Origin of the sequence: Cryobacterium levicorallinum (genome assembly GCF_004402405.1) — a bacterium.
Lineage (GTDB): Bacteria > Actinomycetota > Actinomycetes > Actinomycetales > Microbacteriaceae > Cryobacterium > Cryobacterium levicorallinum.
In genome coordinates this window covers 84,712-107,216 of sequence record NZ_SOFE01000022.1, presented here as the reverse complement: position 1 = coordinate 107,216, position 22,505 = coordinate 84,712, and the positions used below count along the sequence as shown (strand labels likewise).

31 protein-coding genes are annotated in these 22,505 nt (G+C 62.4%); 27 read left to right on the top strand and 4 right to left on the bottom strand.

Annotated elements, in window-relative coordinates; genetic code table 11:
• Positions 1-23: 23 nt before the first annotated feature.
• The 26 genes from fusA (at position 24) to map (ending at position 17,227) form a co-directional block, all read left to right on the top strand.
• Complete coding sequence (gene fusA / locus E3O11_RS10935) at positions 24-2,138, top strand: elongation factor G (RefSeq protein WP_092451163.1); 2,115 nt, start codon at positions 24-26, stop codon at positions 2,136-2,138.
• A gap of 134 nt (positions 2,139-2,272) precedes the next feature.
• The gene (tuf, locus tag E3O11_RS10930; protein WP_092451161.1) at positions 2,273-3,466 is read left to right on the top strand and encodes an elongation factor Tu; all 1,194 of its coding nucleotides are present in this window, start codon (positions 2,273-2,275) and stop codon (positions 3,464-3,466) included.
• Positions 3,467-3,663: 197 nt separating this feature from the next.
• Positions 3,664-4,122 carry a hypothetical protein gene (locus E3O11_RS10925; protein ID WP_092451159.1) on the top strand — a complete coding sequence of 153 codons (459 nt, stop codon included), beginning with the start codon at positions 3,664-3,666 and terminating at the stop codon, positions 4,120-4,122.
• Between the two features lie 491 nt (positions 4,123-4,613).
• Positions 4,614-4,922 (top strand): 30S ribosomal protein S10, encoded by a 309-nt coding sequence (gene rpsJ, locus E3O11_RS10920; protein ID WP_035834607.1) that lies wholly within the window; start codon positions 4,614-4,616, stop codon positions 4,920-4,922.
• Between the two features lie 8 nt (positions 4,923-4,930).
• A complete protein-coding gene (gene rplC / locus E3O11_RS10915; protein WP_092451157.1) occupies positions 4,931-5,590 on the top strand; it encodes a 50S ribosomal protein L3 in 660 nt (219 codons plus the stop codon).
• Positions 5,591-5,595: 5 nt separating this feature from the next.
• Complete coding sequence (gene rplD / locus E3O11_RS10910) at positions 5,596-6,246, top strand: 50S ribosomal protein L4 (RefSeq protein ID WP_092451155.1); 651 nt, start codon at positions 5,596-5,598, stop codon at positions 6,244-6,246.
• Positions 6,246-6,548, top strand: a complete 303-nt coding sequence (gene rplW / locus E3O11_RS10905) for a 50S ribosomal protein L23 (protein WP_092107233.1) — start codon at positions 6,246-6,248, stop codon at positions 6,546-6,548. The genes rplD and rplW overlap by 1 nt, the downstream gene beginning before the upstream one ends.
• Positions 6,549-6,570: 22 nt before the next feature.
• Positions 6,571-7,410, top strand: a complete 840-nt coding sequence (gene rplB / locus E3O11_RS10900; RefSeq protein WP_092451153.1) for a 50S ribosomal protein L2 — start codon at positions 6,571-6,573, stop codon at positions 7,408-7,410.
• A gap of 9 nt (positions 7,411-7,419) precedes the next feature.
• Positions 7,420-7,701 (top strand): 30S ribosomal protein S19, encoded by a 282-nt coding sequence (rpsS, locus tag E3O11_RS10895; protein WP_092107237.1) that lies wholly within the window; start codon positions 7,420-7,422, stop codon positions 7,699-7,701.
• A 26-nt stretch (positions 7,702-7,727) separates the two neighbouring features.
• Positions 7,728-8,093: a 50S ribosomal protein L22 gene (gene rplV / locus E3O11_RS10890; RefSeq protein WP_092339439.1), complete on the top strand. Its 366-nt coding sequence runs from the start codon at positions 7,728-7,730 to the stop codon at positions 8,091-8,093.
• Positions 8,093-8,863 carry a 30S ribosomal protein S3 gene (rpsC, locus tag E3O11_RS10885; protein WP_092107240.1) on the top strand — a complete coding sequence of 257 codons (771 nt, stop codon included), beginning with the start codon at positions 8,093-8,095 and terminating at the stop codon, positions 8,861-8,863. The genes rplV and rpsC overlap by 1 nt, the downstream gene beginning before the upstream one ends.
• A complete protein-coding gene (rplP, locus tag E3O11_RS10880; protein WP_092451151.1) occupies positions 8,863-9,282 on the top strand; it encodes a 50S ribosomal protein L16 in 420 nt (139 codons plus the stop codon). Before rpsC ends, rplP begins: the two co-directional genes overlap by 1 nt.
• Complete coding sequence (rpmC, locus tag E3O11_RS18460) at positions 9,282-9,626, top strand: 50S ribosomal protein L29 (RefSeq protein ID WP_092451149.1); 345 nt, start codon at positions 9,282-9,284, stop codon at positions 9,624-9,626. The genes rplP and rpmC overlap by 1 nt, the downstream gene beginning before the upstream one ends.
• 2 nt (positions 9,627-9,628) lie before the next feature.
• On the top strand, positions 9,629-9,928 hold the full coding sequence (gene rpsQ, locus E3O11_RS10870; protein WP_092451147.1) for a 30S ribosomal protein S17: 300 nt from the start codon (positions 9,629-9,631) through the stop codon (positions 9,926-9,928).
• 34 nt (positions 9,929-9,962) lie between these two features.
• Entirely contained in the window at positions 9,963-10,331 is a 369-nt protein-coding gene (gene rplN / locus E3O11_RS10865) for a 50S ribosomal protein L14 (RefSeq protein WP_092451145.1), read from the top strand.
• A gap of 2 nt (positions 10,332-10,333) precedes the next feature.
• Entirely contained in the window at positions 10,334-10,693 is a 360-nt protein-coding gene (gene rplX, locus E3O11_RS10860; protein WP_092451143.1) for a 50S ribosomal protein L24, read from the top strand.
• A complete protein-coding gene (gene rplE / locus E3O11_RS10855; protein ID WP_092451141.1) occupies positions 10,693-11,301 on the top strand; it encodes a 50S ribosomal protein L5 in 609 nt (202 codons plus the stop codon). The genes rplX and rplE overlap by 1 nt, the downstream gene beginning before the upstream one ends.
• A gap of 187 nt (positions 11,302-11,488) precedes the next feature.
• The gene (gene rpsH / locus E3O11_RS10850; protein WP_092107248.1) at positions 11,489-11,887 is read left to right on the top strand and encodes a 30S ribosomal protein S8; all 399 of its coding nucleotides are present in this window, start codon (positions 11,489-11,491) and stop codon (positions 11,885-11,887) included.
• A gap of 6 nt (positions 11,888-11,893) precedes the next feature.
• Complete coding sequence (gene rplF / locus E3O11_RS10845) at positions 11,894-12,430, top strand: 50S ribosomal protein L6 (RefSeq protein WP_092451139.1); 537 nt, start codon at positions 11,894-11,896, stop codon at positions 12,428-12,430.
• Positions 12,431-12,432: 2 nt separating this feature from the next.
• Positions 12,433-12,804 (top strand): 50S ribosomal protein L18, encoded by a 372-nt coding sequence (gene rplR, locus E3O11_RS10840; RefSeq protein ID WP_092107252.1) that lies wholly within the window; start codon positions 12,433-12,435, stop codon positions 12,802-12,804.
• A complete protein-coding gene (gene rpsE, locus E3O11_RS10835; protein WP_369831234.1) occupies positions 12,801-13,508 on the top strand; it encodes a 30S ribosomal protein S5 in 708 nt (235 codons plus the stop codon). Before rplR ends, rpsE begins: the two co-directional genes overlap by 4 nt.
• On the top strand, positions 13,508-13,690 hold the full coding sequence (gene rpmD, locus E3O11_RS10830; protein WP_066597599.1) for a 50S ribosomal protein L30: 183 nt from the start codon (positions 13,508-13,510) through the stop codon (positions 13,688-13,690). Before rpsE ends, rpmD begins: the two co-directional genes overlap by 1 nt.
• On the top strand, positions 13,690-14,250 hold the full coding sequence (rplO, locus tag E3O11_RS10825; RefSeq protein ID WP_092451137.1) for a 50S ribosomal protein L15: 561 nt from the start codon (positions 13,690-13,692) through the stop codon (positions 14,248-14,250). The genes rpmD and rplO overlap by 1 nt, the downstream gene beginning before the upstream one ends.
• 128 nt (positions 14,251-14,378) lie before the next feature.
• Entirely contained in the window at positions 14,379-15,701 is a 1,323-nt protein-coding gene (gene secY / locus E3O11_RS10820) for a preprotein translocase subunit SecY (RefSeq protein WP_092451135.1), read from the top strand.
• The gene (locus E3O11_RS10815) at positions 15,698-16,294 is read left to right on the top strand and encodes an adenylate kinase (protein ID WP_092451133.1); all 597 of its coding nucleotides are present in this window, start codon (positions 15,698-15,700) and stop codon (positions 16,292-16,294) included. Before secY ends, E3O11_RS10815 begins: the two co-directional genes overlap by 4 nt.
• 102 nt (positions 16,295-16,396) lie before the next feature.
• The gene (gene map / locus E3O11_RS10810; protein ID WP_233195092.1) at positions 16,397-17,227 is read left to right on the top strand and encodes a type I methionyl aminopeptidase; all 831 of its coding nucleotides are present in this window, start codon (positions 16,397-16,399) and stop codon (positions 17,225-17,227) included.
• Between the two features lie 55 nt (positions 17,228-17,282).
• On the opposite strand, the gene E3O11_RS10805 is transcribed toward map, so the two are convergent.
• From E3O11_RS10805 to E3O11_RS10790, 4 genes are all read right to left on the bottom strand, one after another.
• On the bottom strand, positions 17,283-18,230 hold the full coding sequence (locus E3O11_RS10805; protein ID WP_092451131.1) for an NUDIX hydrolase: 948 nt from the start codon (positions 18,228-18,230) through the stop codon (positions 17,283-17,285).
• Positions 18,230-20,404: an RNA degradosome polyphosphate kinase gene (locus E3O11_RS10800; RefSeq protein WP_092451129.1), complete on the bottom strand. Its 2,175-nt coding sequence runs from the start codon at positions 20,402-20,404 to the stop codon at positions 18,230-18,232. The genes E3O11_RS10805 and E3O11_RS10800 overlap by 1 nt, the downstream gene beginning before the upstream one ends.
• Before the next feature lie 151 nt (positions 20,405-20,555).
• Positions 20,556-21,431: a mycothiol synthase gene (gene mshD / locus E3O11_RS10795; RefSeq protein ID WP_158251590.1), complete on the bottom strand. Its 876-nt coding sequence runs from the start codon at positions 21,429-21,431 to the stop codon at positions 20,556-20,558.
• Positions 21,400-22,092, bottom strand: coding sequence for a response regulator transcription factor (locus E3O11_RS10790; protein ID WP_092451197.1), 693 nt, complete (start codon positions 22,090-22,092; stop codon positions 21,400-21,402). The genes mshD and E3O11_RS10790 overlap by 32 nt, the downstream gene beginning before the upstream one ends.
• 72 nt (positions 22,093-22,164) lie before the next feature.
• Between E3O11_RS10790 and E3O11_RS10785 the strand changes: the two genes are divergently transcribed.
• Positions 22,165-22,419 carry a hypothetical protein gene (locus E3O11_RS10785; RefSeq protein WP_092451125.1) on the top strand — a complete coding sequence of 85 codons (255 nt, stop codon included), beginning with the start codon at positions 22,165-22,167 and terminating at the stop codon, positions 22,417-22,419.
• Positions 22,420-22,505 lie beyond the last annotated feature (86 nt).

The window sequence follows — 22,505 nt, the reverse complement described above, 5'->3', positions numbered from 1 at the left end:
CCCCTACCCGCTGGAGGACCCCCGTGGCACTTGACGTGCTCACCGACCTGAGTAAGGTCCGCAATATCGGCATCATGGCTCACATTGATGCTGGCAAGACCACCACGACTGAGCGCATCCTGTTCTACACGGGTGTCAACCACAAGATCGGCGAGACCCACGACGGCGCCTCGACGATGGACTGGATGGCGCAGGAGCAGGAACGTGGCATCACGATCACCTCCGCTGCGACGACCTGTTTCTGGGACAACAACCAGATCAACATCATCGACACCCCCGGACACGTGGACTTCACCGTGGAGGTGGAGCGTTCGCTCCGCGTCCTCGACGGTGCTGTTGCCGTGTTCGACGGCAAGGAGGGCGTTGAGCCCCAGTCCGAAACCGTGTGGCGTCAGGCCGACAAGTACGACGTTCCCCGCATTTGCTTCGTCAACAAGATGGACAAGCTCGGCGCCGACTTCTACTTCACGGTCGACACCATCATCAAGCGCCTCGGCGCCAAGCCGCTGGTCATCCAGCTGCCGATCGGTGCAGAGTCTGACTTCGAGGGTGTCGTTGACCTCGTTCAGATGCGCGCACTGACCTGGCGTGGCGACTCCAAGGGTGACGTGGAGATGGGCTCGAAGTACGCCATCGAAGAGATCCCCGCCGACCTCGTCGAGAAGGCTGCTGAGTACCGCAAGCTTCTGCTCGAGACCGTTGCCGAAACCGACGATGACCTCATGGAGCGTTACTTCGCCGGCGAAGAGCTGACGGTTGCCGAGATCAAGGGCGCCATTCGCAAGCTCACCATCAACAGCGAGATCTACCCGGTTCTCTGTGGTTCTGCATTCAAGAACCGCGGCGTTCAGCCGATGCTCGACGCTGTCATCGATTACCTTCCGACGCCGCTCGACGTGCCTGCCATTGAGGCACACGACCCGCGCGACGAAGAAAAGGTCATCATGCGTCACCCCGACGCCGAGGAGCCCTTCACGGCTCTCGCGTTCAAGGTTGCGGTGCACCCGTTCTTCGGTCGCCTCACCTATGTTCGCGTGTACTCGGGCCGTCTCGACTCCGGAGCCCAGGTCATCAACTCGACCAAGGGCAAGAAGGAGCGCATCGGCAAGATCTTCCAGATGCACGCCAACAAGGAGAACCCGGTGGCCTTCGTGACCGCCGGTCACATCTACGCGGTCATCGGCCTCAAGGACACCACCACGGGCGACACCCTGTGCGACCCGAACGCCCAGGTCGTACTTGAGTCCATGACGTTCCCTGACCCGGTTATCGAGGTCGCGATTGAGCCGAAGACCAAGCAGGACCAGGAAAAGCTGGGCCTTGCCATTCAGAAGCTCGCCGAAGAAGACCCCACCTTCCGTACCGAACAGAACCAGGAAACTGGCCAGACGGTAATCAAGGGAATGGGTGAACTTCACCTGGACATCCTGGTCGACCGCATGAAGCGTGAATTCAACGTTGAGGCGAACGTCGGCAAGCCCCAGGTCGCGTACCGCGAGACGATCCGCAAGGCCGTCGAGCGTCACGACTACACGCACAAGAAGCAGACCGGTGGATCCGGCCAGTTCGCGAAGATTCAGATCGCGATCGAGCCGATGGAAATCACTGCTGAAAAGTCGTACGAGTTCCTGAACAAGGTCACTGGTGGCCGTATCCCGCGTGAGTACATCCCCTCGGTGGATGCTGGAATTCAGGATGCGCTCCGCGTAGGCGTCCTGGCCGGCTACCCGATGGTGGGCGTTCGAGCCAGCCTGCTTGACGGCGCTGCGCACGACGTTGACTCCTCGGAGATGGCGTTCAAGATTGCCGGATCGATGGGCTTCAAAGAAGCCGTTCGTAAGGCGAACCCCGTTCTGCTCGAGCCGCTGATGGCCGTCGAAGTTCGTACCCCTGAGGAATACATGGGTGACGTAATCGGAGACCTCAACTCGCGTCGTGGGCAGATCCAGACCATGGAGGATGCGCAGGGCGTGAAGGTAATTCGCGCTCACGTTCCACTGTCGGAGATGTTCGGATACATCGGTGACCTGCGGTCGAAGACCAGCGGCCGTGCGGTGTACTCGATGACGTTCGAGAGCTATGCGGAGGTCCCGAAGGCTGTTGCCGACGAGATCATCAACAAGAACAAGGGCGAATAGCCCTCTATTCTGGCCTTCGGGCCGAATCGCTTCGGCCACCTGGCCCGAGTAACATAAGTAGACACATCCAGCGCATACCGGCCGCTCATAACGGCGGCCGTGAATTTGCACGCGAGTCCTGAGGAGGACCCACAGTGGCCAAGGCCAAGTTCGAGCGGACAAAGCCGCACGTAAACATCGGAACGATCGGTCACGTTGACCACGGAAAGACCACGCTGACTGCAGCGATCTCCAAGGTTCTTGCCGATAAGTTCCCGTCCAAGATCAACGTTCAGCGCGACTTCGCGTCGATTGACTCGGCTCCGGAAGAACGCCAGCGCGGCATCACGATCAACATTTCGCATGTTGAGTACGAGACCGACAAGCGTCACTATGCTCACGTCGATGCTCCCGGCCACGCTGACTACATCAAGAACATGATCACCGGTGCTGCTCAGATGGACGGCGCAATCCTCGTGGTTGCCGCTACTGACGGCCCGATGGCTCAGACCCGTGAGCACGTTCTTCTCGCCAAGCAGGTCGGCGTGCCGACCCTCATGGTCGCGCTGAACAAGGCCGACATGGTTGACGACGAAGAGATCATGGAGCTCGTTGAGCTCGAAGTTCGTGAACTTCTCTCCAGCCAGGGTTTCGATGGCGACAACGCCCCCGTTATCCAGGTCTCCGCACTCAAGGCGCTTGAGGGCGACGAGAAGTGGACCGCCAACATCCTTGAGCTCATGAAGGCCGTTGACGAGTACATCCCGGACCCGATCCGCGACAAGGACAAGCCGTTCTTGATGCCGATCGAGGACGTCTTCACGATCACCGGCCGTGGAACCGTTGTTACGGGCCGCGCCGAGCGTGGAACCCTCAAGATCAACTCTGAGGTCGAGATCGTCGGCATCCGCCCGACGCAGAAGACCACGGTTACCGGTATTGAGATGTTCCACAAGCAGCTCGACGAGGCGTGGGCCGGCGAGAACTGTGGACTTCTTCTTCGTGGCACCAAGCGCGAAGACGTTGAGCGCGGCCAGGTCGTCGTCAAGCCGGGTTCGGTTACGCCGCACACCGACTTCGAGGGCACCGCGTACATCCTCAGCAAGAACGAGGGTGGGCGTCACAACCCGTTCTACGCGAACTACCGCCCGCAGTTCTACTTCCGCACCACGGACGTCACCGGCGTCATCACGCTGCCCGAGGGCACCGAGATGGTTATGCCTGGCGACACCACCGACCTGACTGTCGCGCTGATTCAGCCGATCGCCATGGAAGAGGGCCTCGGCTTCGCTATCCGTGAAGGTGGCCGCACCGTCGGCGCCGGCACGGTGACCAAGATCATCAAGTAGTCTTTTTCACCTACTGATCTCCTGAAAGGGGTCGGGCCTTCGGGCCCGGCCCCTTTTTTGTACCCACGCGGCTGTCGGCACTTTGCAGACGGATGCCTCGGCCCCGCTCGTCGCGAGGATGTCAGGGTCTGGGTTCCGGCGAATGGCGTTGCGCCCGGTTCCCTGCAGGATCCTCAGTTTTCGGTTATGGTCTGCCCATGCAGATATCTAAGCTCGAAGTGCGCATCCTGATGGCGATCGCGATCCTGGTGGTCGGCATCCTCGCCGTGGTGATCGTGCCGCGACTGGTCGGGTCCGCCCCCGCTGCCCAATCGGCCGTTGGGCCGGGAGCGTCCGCGCCGGCGCCGAGCACGATCCCTACCCCGACGCTTGCGCCGACACCCATTTCCTCGCCGACTGCGAAGACGGAACAGCAGATCCTCGACGACATCGTGGCGAGCACGGTCAGCGTCTACAGCATGTTGGTCTGCAACAGTCTCGACGAGTACGCCGCCCTGTCGGTCCCCGAAATCATCTCCAAGGTGCTGGCCGAATACCCGACATCGGGCCTCTCCGGCCAGTCGCGTCAAATCATGGCCGAGCGAGTGCTGACCGAGTCCGCCGCCAAGAGCTGCGCCGACCAGAGCCCGCGCGTCGCCGCCGGCATTCAGGGCTAGCCCCGCACAGCGCAGCAGAGCGTAGGCCCGCGGCCGGCCGCGGGCCTACGTCTGCGAATCGCCCGACAAGAACGAGCCGACGAGACGCGTGCGACACGCCCGGGTTGCATGAAGTGGTAACTGTGTGGCAGACTCTTCTAGTTCAACACTTTCGGCGTGCGCTACGCGTCGCCGGAATCACTGCCAGGCAGTGCATAGTCGCGTCACCCTCTACGAAGAACACTTGTCGCAAGAGCAACGATCGCAGGCTAGGCCGCAGGGAGCAGAGCGCAGCATAAATCAACGATCTGGTCGGCGTGGGTAAAACCGTGTCGTCCCCCAGGTTCTGCTCTGGGAGTCGGCGTTGATGATGAGCGTCGTTTATTCGTACGTGAATCAAATTGACATTTGAACAGTGGTGCTTTCAGCAGCAGTGCTACTACGGCGTCCAATGCAACCTCGGCAAACAGTGCCGTTGTCTGTAAGACGCCTCGACAGAGAGAGAGTTCGACATGGCGGGACAGAAGATCCGCATTCGACTTAAGTCGTATGACCACGAGGTCATCGACATTTCGGCGCGCAAGATCGTCGACACAGTGACCCGTGCGGGCGCTACAGTCGTCGGCCCGGTGCCGCTTCCGACCGAGAAGAACGTGGTGTGTGTCATCCGTTCTCCTCACAAGTACAAGGACAGCCGGGAGCACTTTGAAATGCGCACCCACAAGCGTCTGATCGACATCATCGACCCGACCCCGAAGGCTGTTGACTCGCTCATGCGCCTCGACCTTCCGGCCGACGTCAACATCGAGATCAAGCTCTAGGGCCCGCGATGTCTTACGCAGATACCAAAACCACCAAGGGTCTCCTTGGCAAGAAGCTCGGCATGACCCAGGTGTGGGACGAGAACAACAAACTTGTTCCCGTTACCGTCATCGAAATCGCGCCGAACGTTGTCACGCAGGTTCGTACCAAGGCCGTCGACGGCTACAACGGCGTTCAGATCGCCGCTGGCCCCATCGACCCGCGCAAGGTCAACAAGCCCCTTGCCGGTCACTTCGACAAGGCCGGCGTCACGCCGCGTCGCCACATCACCGAGCTCCGCACCGCGGATGCCGCTGACTACAACCTCGGCCAGGAGCTCACCGTTGACGGTGTTTTCGCTGCCGGCACCAAGGTTGACGTCATGGGCACCAGCAAGGGTAAGGGCTTCGCCGGTGTTATGAAGCGTCACAACTTCAAGGGTGTTTCCTCTTCACACGGTTCGCACCGTAACCACCGCAAGCCCGGTTCCATCGGTGCTTCTTCGACCCCGAGCCGTGTCTTCAAGGGCATGCGCATGGCTGGTCGTATGGGTGGCGAGCGCGTAACCGTGCTGAACCTCAAGGTGCACGCTATTGACGCCGATAAGGGCCTCATGCTCGTCAAGGGTGCCGTTCCCGGTGCTCGTGGCCGCCTCGTATTCGTTCGCAACGCAGTGAAGGGAGCGTAGTCCTTATGGCTACAGCACTCGACATCATTGACGCCAAGGGCAAGAAGGCAGGCTCTGCCGAGCTTCCCGACGAGCTCTTCGACGTTCCCGCCAACATTCCTCTCATCCACCAGGTCGTTGTTGCGCAGCTTGCTGCCGCACGCCAGGGAACGAGCAAGGTCAAGCGCCGTGGAGAAGTTTCCGGTGCCGGCCGCAAGCCGTTCAAGCAGAAAGGAACCGGTCGCGCTCGTCAGGGCTCGATCCGCGCTCCTCAGATGACCGGTGGTGGAATCGTCCACGGACCGACCCCGCGCAGCTACGACCAGCGCACCCCGAAAAAGATGATTGCCGCAGCCCTCAAGGGTGCACTGAGCGACCGCGCCCGCGGTGGCCGCCTGCACATCGTCGAGGCACTGTTCACGGCTGAGACCCCCAACACGAAGATTGCCCTGGAGCTGCTCTCGCAGATTGCCACGAGCAAGCACGTGCTGGTTGTTCTTGAGCGTACCGACGAGATCACGTTGCGCAGCATTCGCAACATCCCGACGGTGCACATCCTCTCGTGGGACCAGCTCAACGCCTACGACGTGCTCGTCAGCGACGACATTGTCTTCACCACCGCCGCGTTCAACGCGTTTGTGGAGAGCAAGACCAAGAAGGAAGAGGTGGCCGCATAATGACTATCGCGACCAACAAGGACCCCCGCGACATCATCATCTCTCCGGTTGTCTCTGAGAAGAGCTACGGCCTGATTGACGAGGGTAAGTACACCTTCATCGTTGACCCCCGCTCGAACAAGACGGAGATCAAGCTCGCGATCGAAAAGATCTTCAAGGTGCAGGTCGCTTCGATCAACACCCTGAACCGCGTGGGCAAGACTCGCCGCACCAAGTTCGGCATGGGCAAGCGCAAGGACACCAAGCGTGCCATTGTCACGCTCAAGTCTGGCTCCATCGACATCTTCACGGCCGTCGGCTAAGCGACAGGCAGAGGGATAACTAATGGCTATTCGTAAGTACAAGCCCACGACCCCGGGTCGACGCGGTTCATCCGTTGCCGACTTCGCGGAAATCACGCGTTCCACCCCGGAGAAGTCGCTTCTGCGTCCCCTCTCCAAGACCGGTGGACGTAACAACCAGGGCCGCATCACGACCCGTCACATCGGTGGTGGCCACAAGCGCCAGTACCGCGTGATCGACTTCAAGCGCAACGACAAGGACGGCGTCAACGCCCGCGTCGCTGAAATTGAATACGACCCGAACCGCACGGCGCGCATCGCGCTCCTGCACTTCATCGACGGCACGAAGCGTTACATCATCGCGCCGAACAAGCTCAGCCAGGGCGACATCATCGAGTCGGGAGCCGGGGCTGACATCAAGCCCGGCAATAACCTGCCGTTGAAGAACATCCCCACCGGTACCATCATTCACGCGATCGAGCTGCGTCCGGGTGGCGGCGCCAAGATGGCCCGTTCCGCCGGAGCATCCGTTCGTCTGGTCGCGAAGGAGGGCGTTTACGCCCAGCTTCGTCTGCCGTCTGGTGAAATCCGCAACGTGGATGCTCGCTGCCGCGCGACGATCGGCGAGGTCGGTAACGCCGAGCAGTCGAACATCAACTGGGGCAAGGCCGGACGTATGCGCTGGAAAGGCGTTCGCCCGACCGTTCGTGGTGTTGCCATGAACCCGGTCGATCACCCGCACGGTGGTGGTGAGGGTAAGACGTCCGGTGGACGTCACCCCGTCAGCCCCTGGGGCCAGAAGGAAGGGCGCACCCGCCACCCGAATAAGGAAAGCGACAAGCTCATTGTTCGTCGCCGCACCGTCGGCAAGAAGCGTAAGTAGGAGTAGACGATGCCAAGAAGTCTTAAGAAAGGCCCTTTCGTTGACGACCACCTGCTTCGCAAGGTGTTCGCGGCGAACGAAGCCAAGAGCAAGAACGTAATCAAGACCTGGTCGCGCCGCTCGATGATCATCCCCGACATGCTCGGACACACCATCGCAGTGCACGACGGACGCAAGCACATCCCGGTGTTCGTCACCGAGAGCATGGTCGGCCACAAGCTCGGCGAGTTTGCGCCCACCCGCACCTTCCGTGGACACGTGAAGGACGACAAGAAGGGCCGTCGCCGCTAGCGCGGGGACGTGAAGGAGGAGAAGAAATGGTGGAGTCGATCGCACGCGTGCGTCACATCCGCGTTACCCCCCAGAAGGCTCGTCGCGTCGTTGACATGATCCGCGGCAAGCAGGCGCATGAAGCGCTGGGAATTCTGAAGTTTGCGCCCCAGGGCGCATCCGATCCGGTGTACAAGCTGGTGGCCTCGGCCATCGCCAACGCCCGGGTCAAGGCAGATGCAGCCAACACGTATCTGGACGAGCAGGACCTGTTCATCAGCCGGGCATTCGTTGACGAGGGTACGACCCTCAAGCGTTTCCAGGCTCGTGCCCAGGGTCGCGCATTCGAAATCAAGAAGCGCACCAGCCACATCACGGTTGTGCTCACCACTCCTGAGGAGGGTACGAAGTAATGGGTCAGAAAGTAAACCCCTATGGCTTCCGTCTGGGAATCACCACCGATCACGTATCGCGTTGGTTCTCTGACTCGACCAAGCCGGGTCAGCGTTACGCTGACTTTGTCGCAGAAGACGTCAAGATCCGTCGCCTGCTGAGCACCAGCCTCGACCGTGCCGGCGTCAGCCGCATCGAAATCGAGCGCACTCGTGACCGCGTTCGCGTTGACATCCACACTGCCCGTCCGGGCATTGTGATTGGTCGCCGCGGCGCGGAGGCCGAGCGCATCCGCTCTGACCTGGAGAAGCTCACCGCCAAGCAGATTCAGCTGAACATCCTCGAGGTCAAGAACCCCGAGCAGGATGCCCAGCTGGTCGCGCAGGGTATTGCCGAGCAGCTCAGCGCACGTGTGGCCTTCCGCCGCGCGATGCGTAAGGGCCTGCAGGGCGCACAGCGCGCCGGCGCCAAGGGTGTTCGTATCCAGGTGTCCGGTCGTCTGGGTGGCGCCGAGATGAGCCGCAGCGAGTTCTACCGCGAAGGCCGGGTGCCCCTGCACACGCTTCGCGCGAACATCGACTACGGCTTCTACGAAGCCAAGACCACCTTCGGCCGCATCGGCGTGAAGGTCTGGATCTACAAGGGCGACATCACCAACAAGGAACTCGCTCGCGAGCAGGCCAACGCTAAGTCGTCCCGCCCCGAGCGTCGTGACGATCGACCGCGCCGTGCACCTCGTGCAGATGCTCCGGCAGCGGCACCGGTCGCAGCAGGAGTTGAGGCTAAATAATGTTGATTCCACGTAGAGTCAAGCACCGCAAGCAGCACCACCCGGGTCGTACCGGCCACGCTACTGGTGGCACCACGGTCTCCTTCGGTGACTATGGCATCCAGGCGCTGACCCCCGCGTACGTGACCAACCGTCAGATCGAGTCCGCTCGTATCGCTATGACACGTCACATCAAGCGTGGTGGAAAGGTGTGGATCAACATCTACCCCGACCGCCCGCTGACCAAGAAGCCGGCCGAAACCCGCATGGGTTCCGGTAAGGGTTCGGTCGAGTGGTGGGTTGCCAACGTCAAGCCGGGACGCGTTCTCTTCGAGCTCAGTGGTGTCACCGACGCCGTTGCGAAAGAGGCACTTACCCGTGCAATTCACAAGCTGCCCCTCAAGGCACGCATCATCAAGCGCGAGGAGGGCGACGCATAATGGCGATCGGAACCAAGGAGCTCGCCCCAGTCGAGCTCGACACTTTTGACAATGAGAAGCTGTTCGAAGAGCTGAAGAAGGCCAAGGAAGAGCTGTTCAACCTGCGCTTCCAGTCGGCCACCGGTCAGCTCGAGAGCCACGGCCGCCTCCGCGCGGTCAAGCGCGACATCGCTCGCATCTACACGGTTCTCCGTGAGCGCGAGCTGGGCATTCGTGCAACCCCGGTCGTAGCCCCGGCTCCGGCCAAGGCTGAGAAGGCCGACAAGAAAACCAAGAAGGCCAAGGCCGCAGACGAGTCCACGGACGACGCTGCAGCCGAGACCGTCGAGACGAAGGAGGCCTAGTCATGGCGAAGACTGACGAAACGGTCGTCGCAGCCGAGGCAGAAGCTCTCGTTCGCGGTTACCGCAAGACGCTGCGTGGTTACGTGACCAGCGACAAGATGAACAAAACCATCATTGTCGTTGTCGAAGACCGCGTGAAGCACCCGTTGTACGGTAAGGTCATCCGCCGTACATCCAAGCTGAAGGCGCACGATGAGGCGAACTCCGCCGGCATCGGCGACCTGGTCCTGATCAGTGAGACCCGTCCGCTTAGCGCCTCCAAGCGCTGGCGCCTGGTCGAGATTCTTGAGAAGGCCAAGTAAGCCTCGCGCTTACTTGACGTAAAGGAGTTATAAAGTGCTTCAGCAAGAATCACGAGTACGGGTTGCCGACAACAGCGGCGCCAAGGAACTCTTGACCATCCGCGTTCTCGGTGGCTCCGGCCGTCGTTACGCCGGCCTGGGCGACGTCATCGTCGCCACGGTCAAGGATGCAATCCCGGGCGGAAACGTCAAGAAGGGTGACATCGTCAAAGCTGTCATCGTTCGCACCAAGAAGGAAACCCGTCGTCCAGACGGCTCCTACATCAAGTTCGATGAGAACGCTGCAGTGATCTTGAAGGCAGACGGTGACCCCCGCGGCACCCGAATCTTCGGACCGGTCGGTCGCGAGCTTCGCGACAAGAAGTTCATGAAGATCATCTCGCTGGCACCGGAGGTTATTTAATCATGGCCAGAATCAAAAAGGGTGACCTCGTACAGGTCATCAGCGGCCGCAGCCAGGCTCGCGGCGGAGACCGTGGCAAGCAGGGCAAGATCATCTCCGTCGACGTCGAGAAGAACCGTGTCCTCGTTGAGGGCATCAACTTCGTGACCAAGCACGTTCGCGTCGGACAGACCCAGCGCGGCACCAAGACGGGTGGCATCGAGACCTTCGAAGCCGCCATCCACGTGTCCAACGTTGCCATCGTCGACCCGGAGACCAAGAAGCCGACCCGCGTCGGTTTCCGCCAGGAAGAGGTAACGAAGGACGGCGTCACCAAGACGGTCCGCATTCGTTACGCCAAGAAGTCAGGGAAGGACCTCTAATGACTGACACCGTTACCGGCACCGCCCCTGAGGGCACCGCGCCCGTCAAGGCCCTGCCGCGTCTGAAGCAGAAGTACCGCGATGAGATCAGTGCCAAGCTCTCCGAGGAACTCGGCTTCACCAACGTGCACCGTATCCCCACCCTGACGAAGATTGTCGTCAACATGGGTGTCGGAGAAGCAGCACGCGACGGCAAGGTGATGGACGGTGCGGTTTCTGACCTCACCAAGATCACCGGCCAGAAGCCGCAGGTCACCAAGGCTCGCAAGTCCATCGCGCAGTTCAAACTGCGTGAGGGACAGCCCATCGGCGCCCACGTCACCCTTCGTGGCGACCGCATGTGGGAGTTCCTGGACCGGCTGCTCAGCCTGGCCCTTCCTCGCATCCGTGACTTCCGCGGCCTGTCCGACAAGCAGTTCGATGGTGCGGGCAACTACACCTTCGGTCTGACCGAGCAGGTTATGTTCCACGAAATCGACCAGGACCGCATTGACCGCGTTCGCGGTATGGACATCACGGTTGTTACGACCGCGAAGTCCAACGATGAGGGTCGCGCGCTGCTCAAGGCGCTCGGCTTCCCGTTCAAGACGGCCGACGCACAGAAGTAGCGTTTTTCAACTAGAGTTGGGAGCTTGCGCTTGCGAGCTCCCAACTCATGGTTGGCCCCGCCCTGCAGAAATGCCAGGCGCACACAGATTTTCACCCCGGAAGCCGTTCAACCGATCGGTTTCCTCACCACCACAGGTCGTCATTCGCGTAACGGATGATGAAACCAGGCGAGAAAGGCACCACAAAATGACAATGACAGATCCGGTCGCAGACATGCTGACCAGACTGCGCAACGCTAACTCGGCGTACCACGACACAGTGTCGATGCCGCATAGCAAATTGAAAGCGCACATCGCTGACATCCTCAAGGCACAGGGTTATATCTCTGCCTGGACCGTCAAGGATGCAACAGTAGGCAAGACCCTCACGCTGGACCTCAAGTTCGGTCCGAACCGTGAGCGTTCCATCGTCGGCATCAAGCGGGTTTCCAAGCCCGGCCTGCGCGTGTACGCAAAGTCGACTGAGATCCCCACGGTTCTCGGCGGCCTCGGCGTTGCCATCCTGTCCACCTCCAGCGGTTTGCTTACCGACCGCCAGGCTGAGAAGAAGGGCGTAGGCGGAGAAGTTCTCGCCTACGTGTGGTAACTGAGAATGTCACGTATTGGAAGACTCCCCATCCCGATCCCTGCCGGGGTCACGGTTGTGGCTGACGGCCAGGCCGTCTCCGTCAAGGGCCCGAAGGGCGAGCTCGCGCTCGTCGTTTCCAACCCCATCACGGTGTCGATCGAGGACGGTCACGTTCTCGTCACCCGTCCGAACGACGAACGCCAGTCGCGTTCGCTGCACGGTCTGACTCGCACCCTGATCAACAACCAGATCATCGGCGTAACCGTTGGTTACACCAAGGGTCTCGAAATCGTCGGTACCGGTTACCGCGCGGCGCAGAAGGGCACCTCTGTTGAGTTCGCCCTCGGCTTCTCGCACCCGGTCGTCGTCGAGCCGCCCGTCGGCATCGTTCTGACCGTGGAGAGCGTCAACAAGCTCACGGTCAGCGGAATCGACAAGCAGGCCGTCGGCGAGGTTGCCGCCAACATCCGTAAGATTCGCAAGCCAGAGCCCTACAAGGGCAAGGGTGTGCGTTACGCCGGCGAGATTGTTCGCCGCAAGGCCGGAAAGAGCGGTAAGTAGCCATGGGACTCGGAACTAGAGGCAAGAGCAAGGCCGCCGCCCGCGGACGTCGACACACCCGTCTTCGCAAGAAGATCGAGGGAACGGCGCTTCGCCCGCGCCTCGTCGTCACGCGCTCGGCTCGCCACGTATTCGTGCAGGTCGTCGACGACAGCAAGGGATTCACCCTTGCGTCGGCATCCACGCTCGAAACGGACTTGCGCACCTTCGATGGTGACAAGACCGCCAAGGCCCGCAAGGTCGGTGAGCTCGTTGCTGAACGTGCGAAAGCCGCCGGCATCGAAGCCGTTGTATTTGACCGTGGTGGCAGCAAGTACGCAGGACGCGTCGCAGCCATCGCTGAAGGAGCTCGAGAGGGTGGATTGAACCTGTGAGCACTGAAAAGATCGAAACCACAGCACCTGTTGCTGCCGAAGCGGTTGCACCGGTTGAAACCGCTGCGTCCACGACCCCGCCGCAGAACGAGCCCCGCGAGGCTCGTCGTGGTGGCCGTGAGCGCAACCCGAACAAGGACCGCGGAAGCCGCGATGCCGACAAGAGCCAGTTCCTGGAGCGCGTCGTCACCATCAACCGCGTGTCGAAGGTCGTCAAGGGTGGTCGTCGCTTCAGCTTCACCGCTCTCGTCGTTGTCGGCGACGGTAACGGACTGGTCGGCGTTGGATACGGTAAGGCCCGCGAGGTCCCGACCGCTATCTCCAAGGGCGTCGAAGAGGCGAAGAAGAACTTCTTCCGCGTTCCTCGCGTTGGCCTGACCATCCCTCACCCCGTACAGGGTGAGGCCGCAGCCGGCGTCGTTCTGCTTCGTCCGGCAGCAGCAGGTACCGGCGTTATCGCCGGTGGCCCGGTGCGCGCCGTACTCGAATGCGCTGGCATCCACGACGTGCTGAGCAAGTCGCTCGGTTCGTCGAACACCATCAACATCGTGCACGCCACGGTCGAGGCACTGCACCAGCTCGAAGAGCCGCGTGCGGTTGCGGCTCGCCGCGGCCTGGCCTATGAAGACGTGGCTCCGGCCCGTTTCCTGCGTGCCGACGCTGCTGCAGCTGCAGCAGCCGCAACCGCGAAGGCAGGTGCCTGATGGCCCAGCTGAAGATCACACAGATCAAGTCCAAAATTAGTGAGAAGCAGAACCAGCGCGACACTCTTCGCAGCTTGGGTCTGCGACGCATTGGCGCCGTTACGATCCGCGAGGACAACTCGCAGAACCGTGGCTACGTCAACACCGTCGCTCACCTCGTAAAGGTCGAGGAGATTGACTAATGGCTGACGAGAAGGAAGCTACCAAGGTAGCCGACAAGCCCGCCGCGAAGAAGGCCGCTGCCCCCAAAAAGGCCGCAGCACCGAAGAAGGCCCCCGTTGCAGCCGAGCCGACTGAGCCCCGCGAGCACGTGCTGAAGGTACACCACCTTCGCCCGGCTCCCGGAGCGAAGAAGGCCCGCATGCGCGTTGGCCGTGGTGAAGGATCCAAGGGTAAAACCGCGGGTCGAGGCACCAAGGGCACGAAAGCGCGTTACAGCGTACGCGTCGGCTTCGAGGGTGGGCAGATGCCTCTGCACATGCGCACCCCGAAACTGCGTGGATTCAAGAACCCGTTCCGCGTCGAGTACCAGGTTGTCAACCTGGAAAAGCTCGAACTGCTCTACCCGAACGGCGGCGATGTCACCATCGCCAGCCTGATCGCCAAGGGTGCGGTTCGTGACAACGAAAAAGTCAAGGTTCTCGGTACCGGTGAGATTACCGTTAAGCTGAACGTGACGGTCGACAAGGTCTCTGCTTCAGCTGAGCAGAAAATTGTTGCCGCGGGCGGAACTGTAAAGTAAACCCGTAGACGCTCCATCGAGCTTGTCGAATCCGTCAATCGAGTTAAATCGTTTGGTGTGATTCGACAAGCTCGATCGTTTTAAGTCGACCCGCGCGGGTCGGTCTGCGTAAATATCTGGAGGCCTTTTTGTTCAGCGCCATTGCGCGGATCTTCCGCACACCCGACCTTCGCAAGAAGATCGGCTTCACCCTGGGCATTATTGCTCTGTTCCGCCTGGGCTCGTTCATCCCGGCCCCGTTCGTGGACTTCGGCAACGTGCAGATGTGTCTGGCAGCCAACCAGGGATCGAGCGGCCTCTACGAGCTCGTCAACCTGTTCAGCGGTGGCGCCCTGCTCCAGCTCAGCGTGTTCGCCCTCGGCATTATGCCGTACATCACGGCCTCGATCATCGTGCAGCTGCTGCGCGTGGTCATCCCCCACTTCGACACCCTCTACAAGGAGGGTGCCTCCGGTCAGAGCACACTGACCCAGTACACCCGGTACCTCACGATCGCCCTCGGCATTCTGCAGTCGACCACGTTGATCACTGTCGCCCGCAGCGGCGCCCTGTTTGGCACATCCGCCAGCACCGAGTGCACGCAACTGATCACCAACGACGCCTGGTACGCCATCATGCTCATGGTCATCACGATGACCGCCGGCACCGGCGTCATCATGTGGATGGGTGAGCTCGTCACCGAACGCGGCGTCGGCAACGGCATGTCGCTCATGATCTTTATCTCGATCGCAGCTTTGTTCCCCGGATCGCTCGGCTCCATCGGGCAGCAGCAGGGCCTCGACACCCTCATCATCGTGCTGATCGTCGGAATTCTGGTGGTCGCCGGCGTGGTCTTCGTCGAGCAATCCCAGCGGCGAATTCCGGTGCAGTACGCCAAACGCATGGTGGGGCGCCGCACCTACGGCGGCAACAACACCTATATTCCGATCAAGGTCAACATGGCCGGCGTGATCCCCGTCATCTTCGCCTCCTCTCTGCTGTACCTGCCCGCCCTGCTTGCGCAGTTCAACCAGCCGGCCGCTGGCACCGAGGCTCCGGCCTGGGTCGTCTGGATCTCCAACAACCTCACCGGTGGGGACCAGCCGCTGTACATGGCCATGTACTTCTTCCTGATCATCGGCTTCACCTACTTCTACGTGGCGATCACGTTCAACCCCGAAGAAGTCGCCGACAATATGAAGAAGTATGGCGGATTCATTCCCGGCATCCGCGCCGGCCGCCCGACCGCCGAGTACCTCGACTTCGTGCTGACCCGCATCACGCTTCCGGGCTCGCTCTACCTGGGCTTTATCGCCTTGATTCCACTCGTAGCATTCTCGGTTATCGGCGCCGACCAGAACTTTCCGTTCGGCGGCGCGAGCATTCTCATCATCGTCGGCGTGGGGCTCGAGACGGTCAAGCAGATCGACTCGCAACTGCAACAGCGACACTATGAGGGGCTTCTTAAATGACGCGCTTACTACTGATCGGCCCGCCCGGCGCTGGCAAAGGCACCCAGGCGGAGCGCTTGGCGCTCGCCTTCGATATTCCCGCCATCTCCACCGGCGACATTTTTCGCTACAACGTGACCAACAACACCCCGCTGGGGATCGAGGTCAAGTCGTTCATGGACGCCGGGGCATACGTTCCCGACACCCTCACCAACGCCATTGTCGCTGACCGGCTCAACGAAGCGGATGCTGCCGACGGCTTTCTGCTTGACGGCTACCCGCGCACGACCGACCAGGTCGCTGAGCTCGACCGTCTGCTAAGTGCAGCGGGTACCCAGCTCGACTTCGTCGTTCTCATCACCGCCGACACTGACGAGGTCGTCGCGCGGCTGCTGAAGCGTGCGGCCGAGCAGGGCCGCGCGGACGATACGGCCGACGTCATCCGTCATCGTCTGGACGTCTACGCGGAGCAGACCGCTCCGCTGATCGATGTGTACAGCGCTCGTGGCCTCGTCGTCACGATCGATGGCCTCGGTGCCGTTGAGGCGGTCACCGACCGCATTCTCGCGGCCCTGGCCGAGGGCGGCCTGCGCCCCGACAGCAGCACGCTCTAATACCCGTTTGGGGCCGGGCCTGACTCGGCCCATCATCATCTGCACCACCACGTAAATAAGAAAAGATCGCTCCCCTTCTCGGAGCTAGTTTGTAGGAAATCAGTGAGTTTTCGTCGTTCCATCTACAAGAACCCCGCCCAGCTGCGCCTCATGGTCGCGCCGGGCCTGGCCACCGCGGCATCGCTCGCGGCCGCCCGCGCGGCCATGGTGATCGGGGCCACAACCCTCGAACTCGACGCTGCGGCCGAGGCCGCCATCGTCGCGCTCGGCGGCAAGCCGAACTTCAAGCTCGAAGCCGGATATCACCACACTGTGTGCGCCTCAGTGAACGACGACGTCGTGCACGGCATCCCCTCCGGGCGACGCCTCGCGGCCGGTGACATCGTCTCGATCGACAGCGGAGCCATTATCGAGGGCTGGAACGGCGACGCCGCGTTCAGCTTCGTGCTGCCGGACGCGTCGCGGCCCGAGGTCGTGGCCGAGCGTCAGAAGCTGTCCGATGTCACCGAGCAGTCCCTGTGGCACGGCATCGCCCGGCTGCACACCGCACGCCACCTGAACGAGGTCGGCGAAGCCATCGAAGATTACGTGGAGTCGCAGGGCAGCTACGGAATCCTGACCGACTATGTCGGCCACGGCATCGGCCGTTCGATGCACGAGGCTCCGCCCGTGTTCAACTACCGCGTACGCCCCAAGGGTCCGGATGTGAAGCCGGGCCTCGTCGTCGCGATCGAGCCGATGGTCGTGCTCGGATCGATCGATACCTACACCCGGGACGACGACTGGACCGTCGCCACCAGCGACGGCAAGGCAGCAGCGCACTGGGAACACAGCATTGCCGTGCACAAGGACGGCATCTGGGTGCTCACCGCCGAAGACGGCGGCGTAGCCGGCCTCGCCCAGTTCGGCATCACCCCGGTCCCGATCCCGTAGCGCCGCTTCGCGAGACCGCCGTCGACCAAAGCGAGCGCCCCCCGCGAAAAGCGGGTCAGGCGGTCGCGCGGAACGTCTCGATGGCCAGGATGCCCGCGGCCGGGTTCTCCGACGACAGGTGCACGATCGAGAACCCGCCGGTGTCGAGGTCTGCGGCGTCGAACAGCGCCGTGGTCGGCTGACTCCCGGTAGCCAACGCGATTTCCCGCATGATCTCAGGCAGCACCGGACCGTGGCTGCACAAAACAGCGGTTTTGCGGGAGCGTACGCGCTTGCCGACGATGGAGCGAACATCCGCTTCACCGCTTTCGAGCGCGTCCTGGCAGATCAGATCCGTCTGCTTGATCGGGATGCCCGTAGCGGCGGCGAGCGGAGCCACCGTCGTGACGCACCGCACGGCCGTGCTCGAGATAATGCGCAGCGGGCGCCAGGCCGTGATCGTGGCCACGAGGTCCGTTGCCTGCGTGACCCCGCGTGCCGTCAGTGGACGACGCGCATCGGGGCCGGCGCCGGTGCGCGGCGCGGCCTTGCCATGGCGCAGCGCGATCAGCGCGAACGTGCGGGTGACGCCGGACTCGACGAGGGCGGAGAACGTCTCGAGAATCTCGACATCGGCCGGGTAGCTCAGGTAGCTGCGGGCCTTTTTGATGGTCACCCACTCGATCGCGGCGACCTCACCGTTGGGAACGAAGGTTGACCGCGCGATCGCGTCCGGCGTGATTTCGGCGGCCCAGTAGTGCACAATCTTGGTGCGGCCGTCGGGCATGTCGTAGTGCGACACCCCGAGCGGAACCCCGAGCGCCACGTCCAGCCCGGTCTCTTCCGCGACCTCGCGGACCGCGGTGCGGGGCAGTGACTCGCCAGGATCCACCTTGCCCTTGGGGATGGTGACATCGCCGTGCACGGTGCGGTGAATGAGCAGCACGTGCATGCGGCCGTCGATCAGGCGCCAGCAGACGGCTCCGGCGGCGTACACGTTCGGGTCGGTGGTCTTGACCGCCATCAGCGCCGCGCCGGCGGTCGTTTGCGGGCACTGATCTGCTGCATCAACCGGTTCTGCATGTCGCTGAGGTGCACGCCGTTCTCGTCGACGTCGTGGCGGGTCCAGTGACCGGTGTCATCGAGCCACCAACTGGAGGTTCGATCGTCCATGGCCCGTTCGAACAGCGCCTCGATCTCGAGCAGATGTTCCGGGTCGACCAGTCGCACGAGCGCCTCCACCCGGCGGTCGAGGTTGCGGTGCATCATGTCGGCGCTGCCGATGAACACCTGCGTGTCCCCGAGGTTGTGAAAGGAGAAGATGCGCGAGTGCTCGAGGTACCGGCCGAGAATCGACCGCACCCGAATATTCTCGCTCATGCCGGGAACGCCCGGCTTGAGGCTGCAAATGCCGCGCACCCAGACGTCGACGTGCACGCCGGCCTGGCTGGCCCGGTACAGCGCGTCGATGATGTCCTCGTCGACCATCGAGTTGACCTTGATGCGGATGCCGCTGGTCGCCCCCGAGAGGGCGTTGTCGGTTTCCGCCTGGATCTGCTTGAGCAGGGCCTTGCGCAAATGCAGGGGAGCCACGAGCAGTCGCTTGAACTTCTTCTCGATGGCGTAACCCGACAACTCGTTGAACAGGCGGGTGAGGTCCTTGCCGACCTGGGCATCCGCTGTCAGCAAGCCGAGGTCTTCGTAGATGCGGCTGGTCTTCGGGTTGTAGTTTCCGGTGCCGATGTGGCTGTAGTGCCGCAAAACGCCCTTCTCGTAGCGCACCACGAGGGCGAGCTTGCAGTGCGTCTTGAGGCCGACCAGTCCGTAGACGACGTGCACGCCGGCCTTTTCCAGCTTGCGTGCCCAGGTGATGTTGGCCTGCTCGTCGAACCGTGCCTTGATCTCGACCAGGGCGAGCACCTGCTTGCCGCTGTCGGCGGCGGCGATGAGCGCCTCGACGATGGGGCTGTCTCCGCTTGTGCGGTACAGCGTCTGTTTAATGGCGAGCACGTTCGGGTCGGCCGCGGCCTGCTCCAGAAACGCCTGCACGCTCGTGGCGAATGACTCGTAGGGGTGGTGCAGCAGCACGTCGCGCCGTGCGACCGCCGTAAAGATGTCCTGCTCGGCGTTCGGCTCGCTCGGCAGCAGCTGCGCGGCCGTGGTCGGTAAGTGCTTGGCGAAGTGCAGGTCGGGGCGGTCGATGCGCAGGTCGAACAGCCCGCCGAGGTCGAGCGGCGCCGGCAGGTGGTAGACCTCCTGCTCGGTCACGTCGAGTTCGCGCACGAGCAGCCCGAGGGTGACCTCGTCCATGTCCTCGGTGATCTCCAGTCGAATGGGCGGGCCGAACCGGCGCCGCAGCAGCTCCTTCTCGAGAGCTTTGATCAGGTTCTCGGTTTCGTCCTCGTCGATTTCGACGTCTTCGTTACGGGTGACCCGAAACACGTGGTGTTCCAGAATTTCCATGCCCGGAAACAGGTCGCCGAGCTGGTTGGCGATGAGGTCTTCGAGCGCGATATAGCGGATGCGATCGACCGACTCGGTGCGGTCGACCCGCACGAAGCGCGGCAGCATCGGTGGCACCTTGAGCCGGGCGAACTCTTGCTTGCCCGTTTTGGTGTTGCGCACCCGCACGGCCAGGTTGAGGGAGAGGCCGGAGATATAGGGGAACGGATGCGCGGGGTCGACGGCCAGGGGCATCAGCACCGGAAATATCTGGTTGGAGAAGTAGGTGCGCAGCGAGCGACGGTCGGCGTCGCCGAGGCTCTGCCAGTCGACGACGTCGACGCCGGCCGTGGCGAGGGCGGGCCGCACGAGGTTCTGAAAAGCGAGGGCGTGGCGATCCTGCAGGGCGTGGGCGGCCGCCGAGATGTCGCTCAGTACGTCCTGCGGGGCCCGGCCGACGTTCGTCGGAACGGCCAGACCGGTGAGGATGCGGCGCTTCAGGCCGGCGACGCGCACCATGAAGAATTCGTCGAGGTTACTGGCGAAGATGGCGAGAAAGTTGGTGCGTTCCAGCACCGGAAGGGACTCGTCCTCGGCCAGTTCGAGCACGCGCTGGTTGAAGGCGAGCCAGCTCAGCTCGCGGTCGAGGTAACGGTCGTCGGGCAGCGCCGGATCGAGTTTTGAGAAGAGTGGGTCGAAGTCGTCATCGAAGTCCGTTCCGAGACCCGAGTCCGCTTGAGTGATTTCGCCGTCCATCTGTCCATCCTGACACCCTTGGTCACGCCACCGCGACGAACCGGGTGAACGTCTGACGAAATATTCTCTGAGCCGTTGACTTTTCGGCGCGTCGCCCAGATTAACTCGCCGGTGTTACCCTGCGAGTCGGCTCCGACCGGATGAAATGGCCTCAGCCGGCGAGGCGGCGGTACTGCACGTCGACCGTGTGGTCGGTGAAACCGAGCGACCGATACAGGTGCACGGCGCCGGCGCTGTCGGCCTCCACGTAGAGGGCGGCTGTACTGCAGCCGGCAGCGTGCAAGCGCTGAAGCCCCGCCTGCATGAGCGCGCGGCCGAAGCCGTGACCGGCGGCATCCGGATACACCCCGATCACATAGATCTCGCCGATCGCCCCGTCAATTTTCAGCCAGTTGTAGCCGATCATGCGACCCTCAACGTCCCGCAGAATCAGAAAGTCGTCGCTGCTGAACCACGACTCGGCCTGTCGCGCTGCCAGGTCGGCCTCGGTAATAGCGCCCTGTTCCGGGTGCGTCGCAAACACGAGCGCGTTCAGGTCAACCCACTCCGCATCGTCCAGGCCTGGCCGAAATGCCGAAATGCCTGCGCCATCCAGGGAAACGGATGCCGACTCCATGGTGTCCGCCAATGTCTTGCGCAATTCCAAAAGGGTTCGCACCGCGACGAAGTTCAGCTCGACCGCCAGGGCGCGCGCGCCGGGGTGGTCGCCGTGCGACCACGCGGTCACTTCGCCGGGCTCGAGCGCGCCGAGTTCGCCCCATGCCGCCCGTCCGTACCCGCGTCGGCGACACTCCGGCGTAATAACCAGGTCGATTTCGCCGCGCCCAGCCAGCGCCGCCCCCACCAGAAGGTCGTTCGATCGCACCAAATAGGCGGTCCGCAGGCCGCTGTGCAGGTCGAACAGCCCCTGCTCGTTGAAGGGCGCGTAGCCGTCGAAGGCGAGCGCCTCCGCGGCGATGCGGTGGAATTCGGTCAGCCCGGCGGCATCCGTTTTACTAAGCGCGGAGAGAATTGGGAACTCGCTCATCGTTTTCCTCGTGCACATTGAACCGGTAGCCGACGTTGCGTACGGTGCCGATGAGCGATTCCTGGTCGCCCAGCTTGGCGCGCAGGCGCCGCACGTGCACGTCGACCGTGCGAGTGCCGCCGAAATAGTCGTAGCCCCAAACCTCGCTCAAGAGCTGTTCACGGGTGAACACCCGTGACGGATGCGCGGCCAGGAACCGCAGCAGTTCGAACTCCTTATAGGTGAGGTCGAGCGGTTTTCCGTGCACCTTGGCCGAGTAGCTCGCCTCGTCGATCACGACTCCGGCCGCGCGGATCGTGTTCGAGGGCACCGTCTGGGCGAGCCGGCCGATGCTCAGGCGGATACGGGCATCCACTTCGGCTGGGCCGGCCGTGTCGAGAATGACATCGTCGACGCCCCAGTCCGGACTGACCGCGGCCAGTCCGCCCTCGGTGATGACGAGAAGCAGGGGAGTAATGGTGCCCATCGTGCGCAGAATCTGGCAGAGCGACTTGGCCGCGGCAAGGTTGCTGCGGGCATCCACCAAAATCAGATCAGAATCCGGGGCGTGAAGGAGCTGATCCGCTTGGGCGGGAATCAGTTTCGCGCTGTGTGACAGCAACGCCAGGGCGGGGAGTACGTCATTGTTGGCCGCCGAGGTCAGGATCAACAACTGCGCCACGGGCGCCCTCCAAGTGTCTCGAATTTCATACTAGCGTGCCACGGGATGCGACCGTTCAGGCACAATAGAGACGTGAGCTGGCACTGGAGAACGATCGCGACCGTGTGGTTACTGGCGATTGTGGGGGCCATTCTCACCGGATTGCTCGCCACGCCGGCGTCGGCGCTCGGCTGGTTCGGGCTCACCCTGGCCGGCTGCACGCTCGTCACGCTCGGACTGCAGATCGCCACCGGAACCAAAGAAGGTTACGTGAAACGGGTCACGCTGAGCATCGCCGGCGCCCTCGTGATCCTCGTCGCGGCGACGATTGTGGTCGCTCTGCTCTGAGCTCCCGCTAGACTCGCAGCATGGATCTGTTAGCACTGGAACTTTTCTTTTTAGGCCTGCTCGGACTGGCCAGCTTGTCGATCGCC

What these genes read in the sequence shown, in the direction of transcription:
- rpsS (WP_092107237.1), top strand. Translation starts at nt 7,420, where the DNA reads ATGCCAAGAAGTCTTAAGAAAGGCCCTTTCGTTGACGACCACCTGCTT.
- rplV (WP_092339439.1), top strand. Translation starts at nt 7,728, where the DNA reads ATGGTGGAGTCGATCGCACGCGTGCGTCACATCCGCGTTACCCCCCAG.
- rplW (WP_092107233.1), top strand. Translation starts at nt 6,246, where the DNA reads ATGACTATCGCGACCAACAAGGACCCCCGCGACATCATCATCTCTCCG.
- rplB (WP_092451153.1), top strand. Translation starts at nt 6,571, where the DNA reads ATGGCTATTCGTAAGTACAAGCCCACGACCCCGGGTCGACGCGGTTCA.
- rpmC (WP_092451149.1), top strand. Translation starts at nt 9,282, where the DNA reads ATGGCGATCGGAACCAAGGAGCTCGCCCCAGTCGAGCTCGACACTTTT.
- rpmD (WP_066597599.1), top strand. Translation starts at nt 13,508, where the DNA reads ATGGCCCAGCTGAAGATCACACAGATCAAGTCCAAAATTAGTGAGAAG.
- rplE (WP_092451141.1), top strand. Translation starts at nt 10,693, where the DNA reads ATGACTGACACCGTTACCGGCACCGCCCCTGAGGGCACCGCGCCCGTC.
- E3O11_RS10805 (WP_092451131.1), bottom strand. Translation starts at nt 18,230, where the DNA reads ATGGCGGTCAAGACCACCGACCCGAACGTGTACGCCGCCGGAGCCGTC.
- rplC (WP_092451157.1), top strand. Translation starts at nt 4,931, where the DNA reads ATGTCTTACGCAGATACCAAAACCACCAAGGGTCTCCTTGGCAAGAAG.
- rplX (WP_092451143.1), top strand. Translation starts at nt 10,334, where the DNA reads ATGGCCAGAATCAAAAAGGGTGACCTCGTACAGGTCATCAGCGGCCGC.
- rplD (WP_092451155.1), top strand. Translation starts at nt 5,596, where the DNA reads ATGGCTACAGCACTCGACATCATTGACGCCAAGGGCAAGAAGGCAGGC.
- E3O11_RS10800 (WP_092451129.1), bottom strand. Translation starts at nt 20,404, where the DNA reads ATGGACGGCGAAATCACTCAAGCGGACTCGGGTCTCGGAACGGACTTC.
- E3O11_RS10925 (WP_092451159.1), top strand. Translation starts at nt 3,664, where the DNA reads ATGCAGATATCTAAGCTCGAAGTGCGCATCCTGATGGCGATCGCGATC.
- rpsC (WP_092107240.1), top strand. Translation starts at nt 8,093, where the DNA reads ATGGGTCAGAAAGTAAACCCCTATGGCTTCCGTCTGGGAATCACCACC.
- rpsH (WP_092107248.1), top strand. Translation starts at nt 11,489, where the DNA reads ATGACAATGACAGATCCGGTCGCAGACATGCTGACCAGACTGCGCAAC.
- mshD (WP_158251590.1), bottom strand. Translation starts at nt 21,431, where the DNA reads ATGAGCGAGTTCCCAATTCTCTCCGCGCTTAGTAAAACGGATGCCGCC.
- rplF (WP_092451139.1), top strand. Translation starts at nt 11,894, where the DNA reads ATGTCACGTATTGGAAGACTCCCCATCCCGATCCCTGCCGGGGTCACG.
- rplP (WP_092451151.1), top strand. Translation starts at nt 8,863, where the DNA reads ATGTTGATTCCACGTAGAGTCAAGCACCGCAAGCAGCACCACCCGGGT.
- rplR (WP_092107252.1), top strand. Translation starts at nt 12,433, where the DNA reads ATGGGACTCGGAACTAGAGGCAAGAGCAAGGCCGCCGCCCGCGGACGT.
- rpsQ (WP_092451147.1), top strand. Translation starts at nt 9,629, where the DNA reads ATGGCGAAGACTGACGAAACGGTCGTCGCAGCCGAGGCAGAAGCTCTC.
- E3O11_RS10815 (WP_092451133.1), top strand. Translation starts at nt 15,698, where the DNA reads ATGACGCGCTTACTACTGATCGGCCCGCCCGGCGCTGGCAAAGGCACC.
- rpsJ (WP_035834607.1), top strand. Translation starts at nt 4,614, where the DNA reads ATGGCGGGACAGAAGATCCGCATTCGACTTAAGTCGTATGACCACGAG.
- rplO (WP_092451137.1), top strand. Translation starts at nt 13,690, where the DNA reads ATGGCTGACGAGAAGGAAGCTACCAAGGTAGCCGACAAGCCCGCCGCG.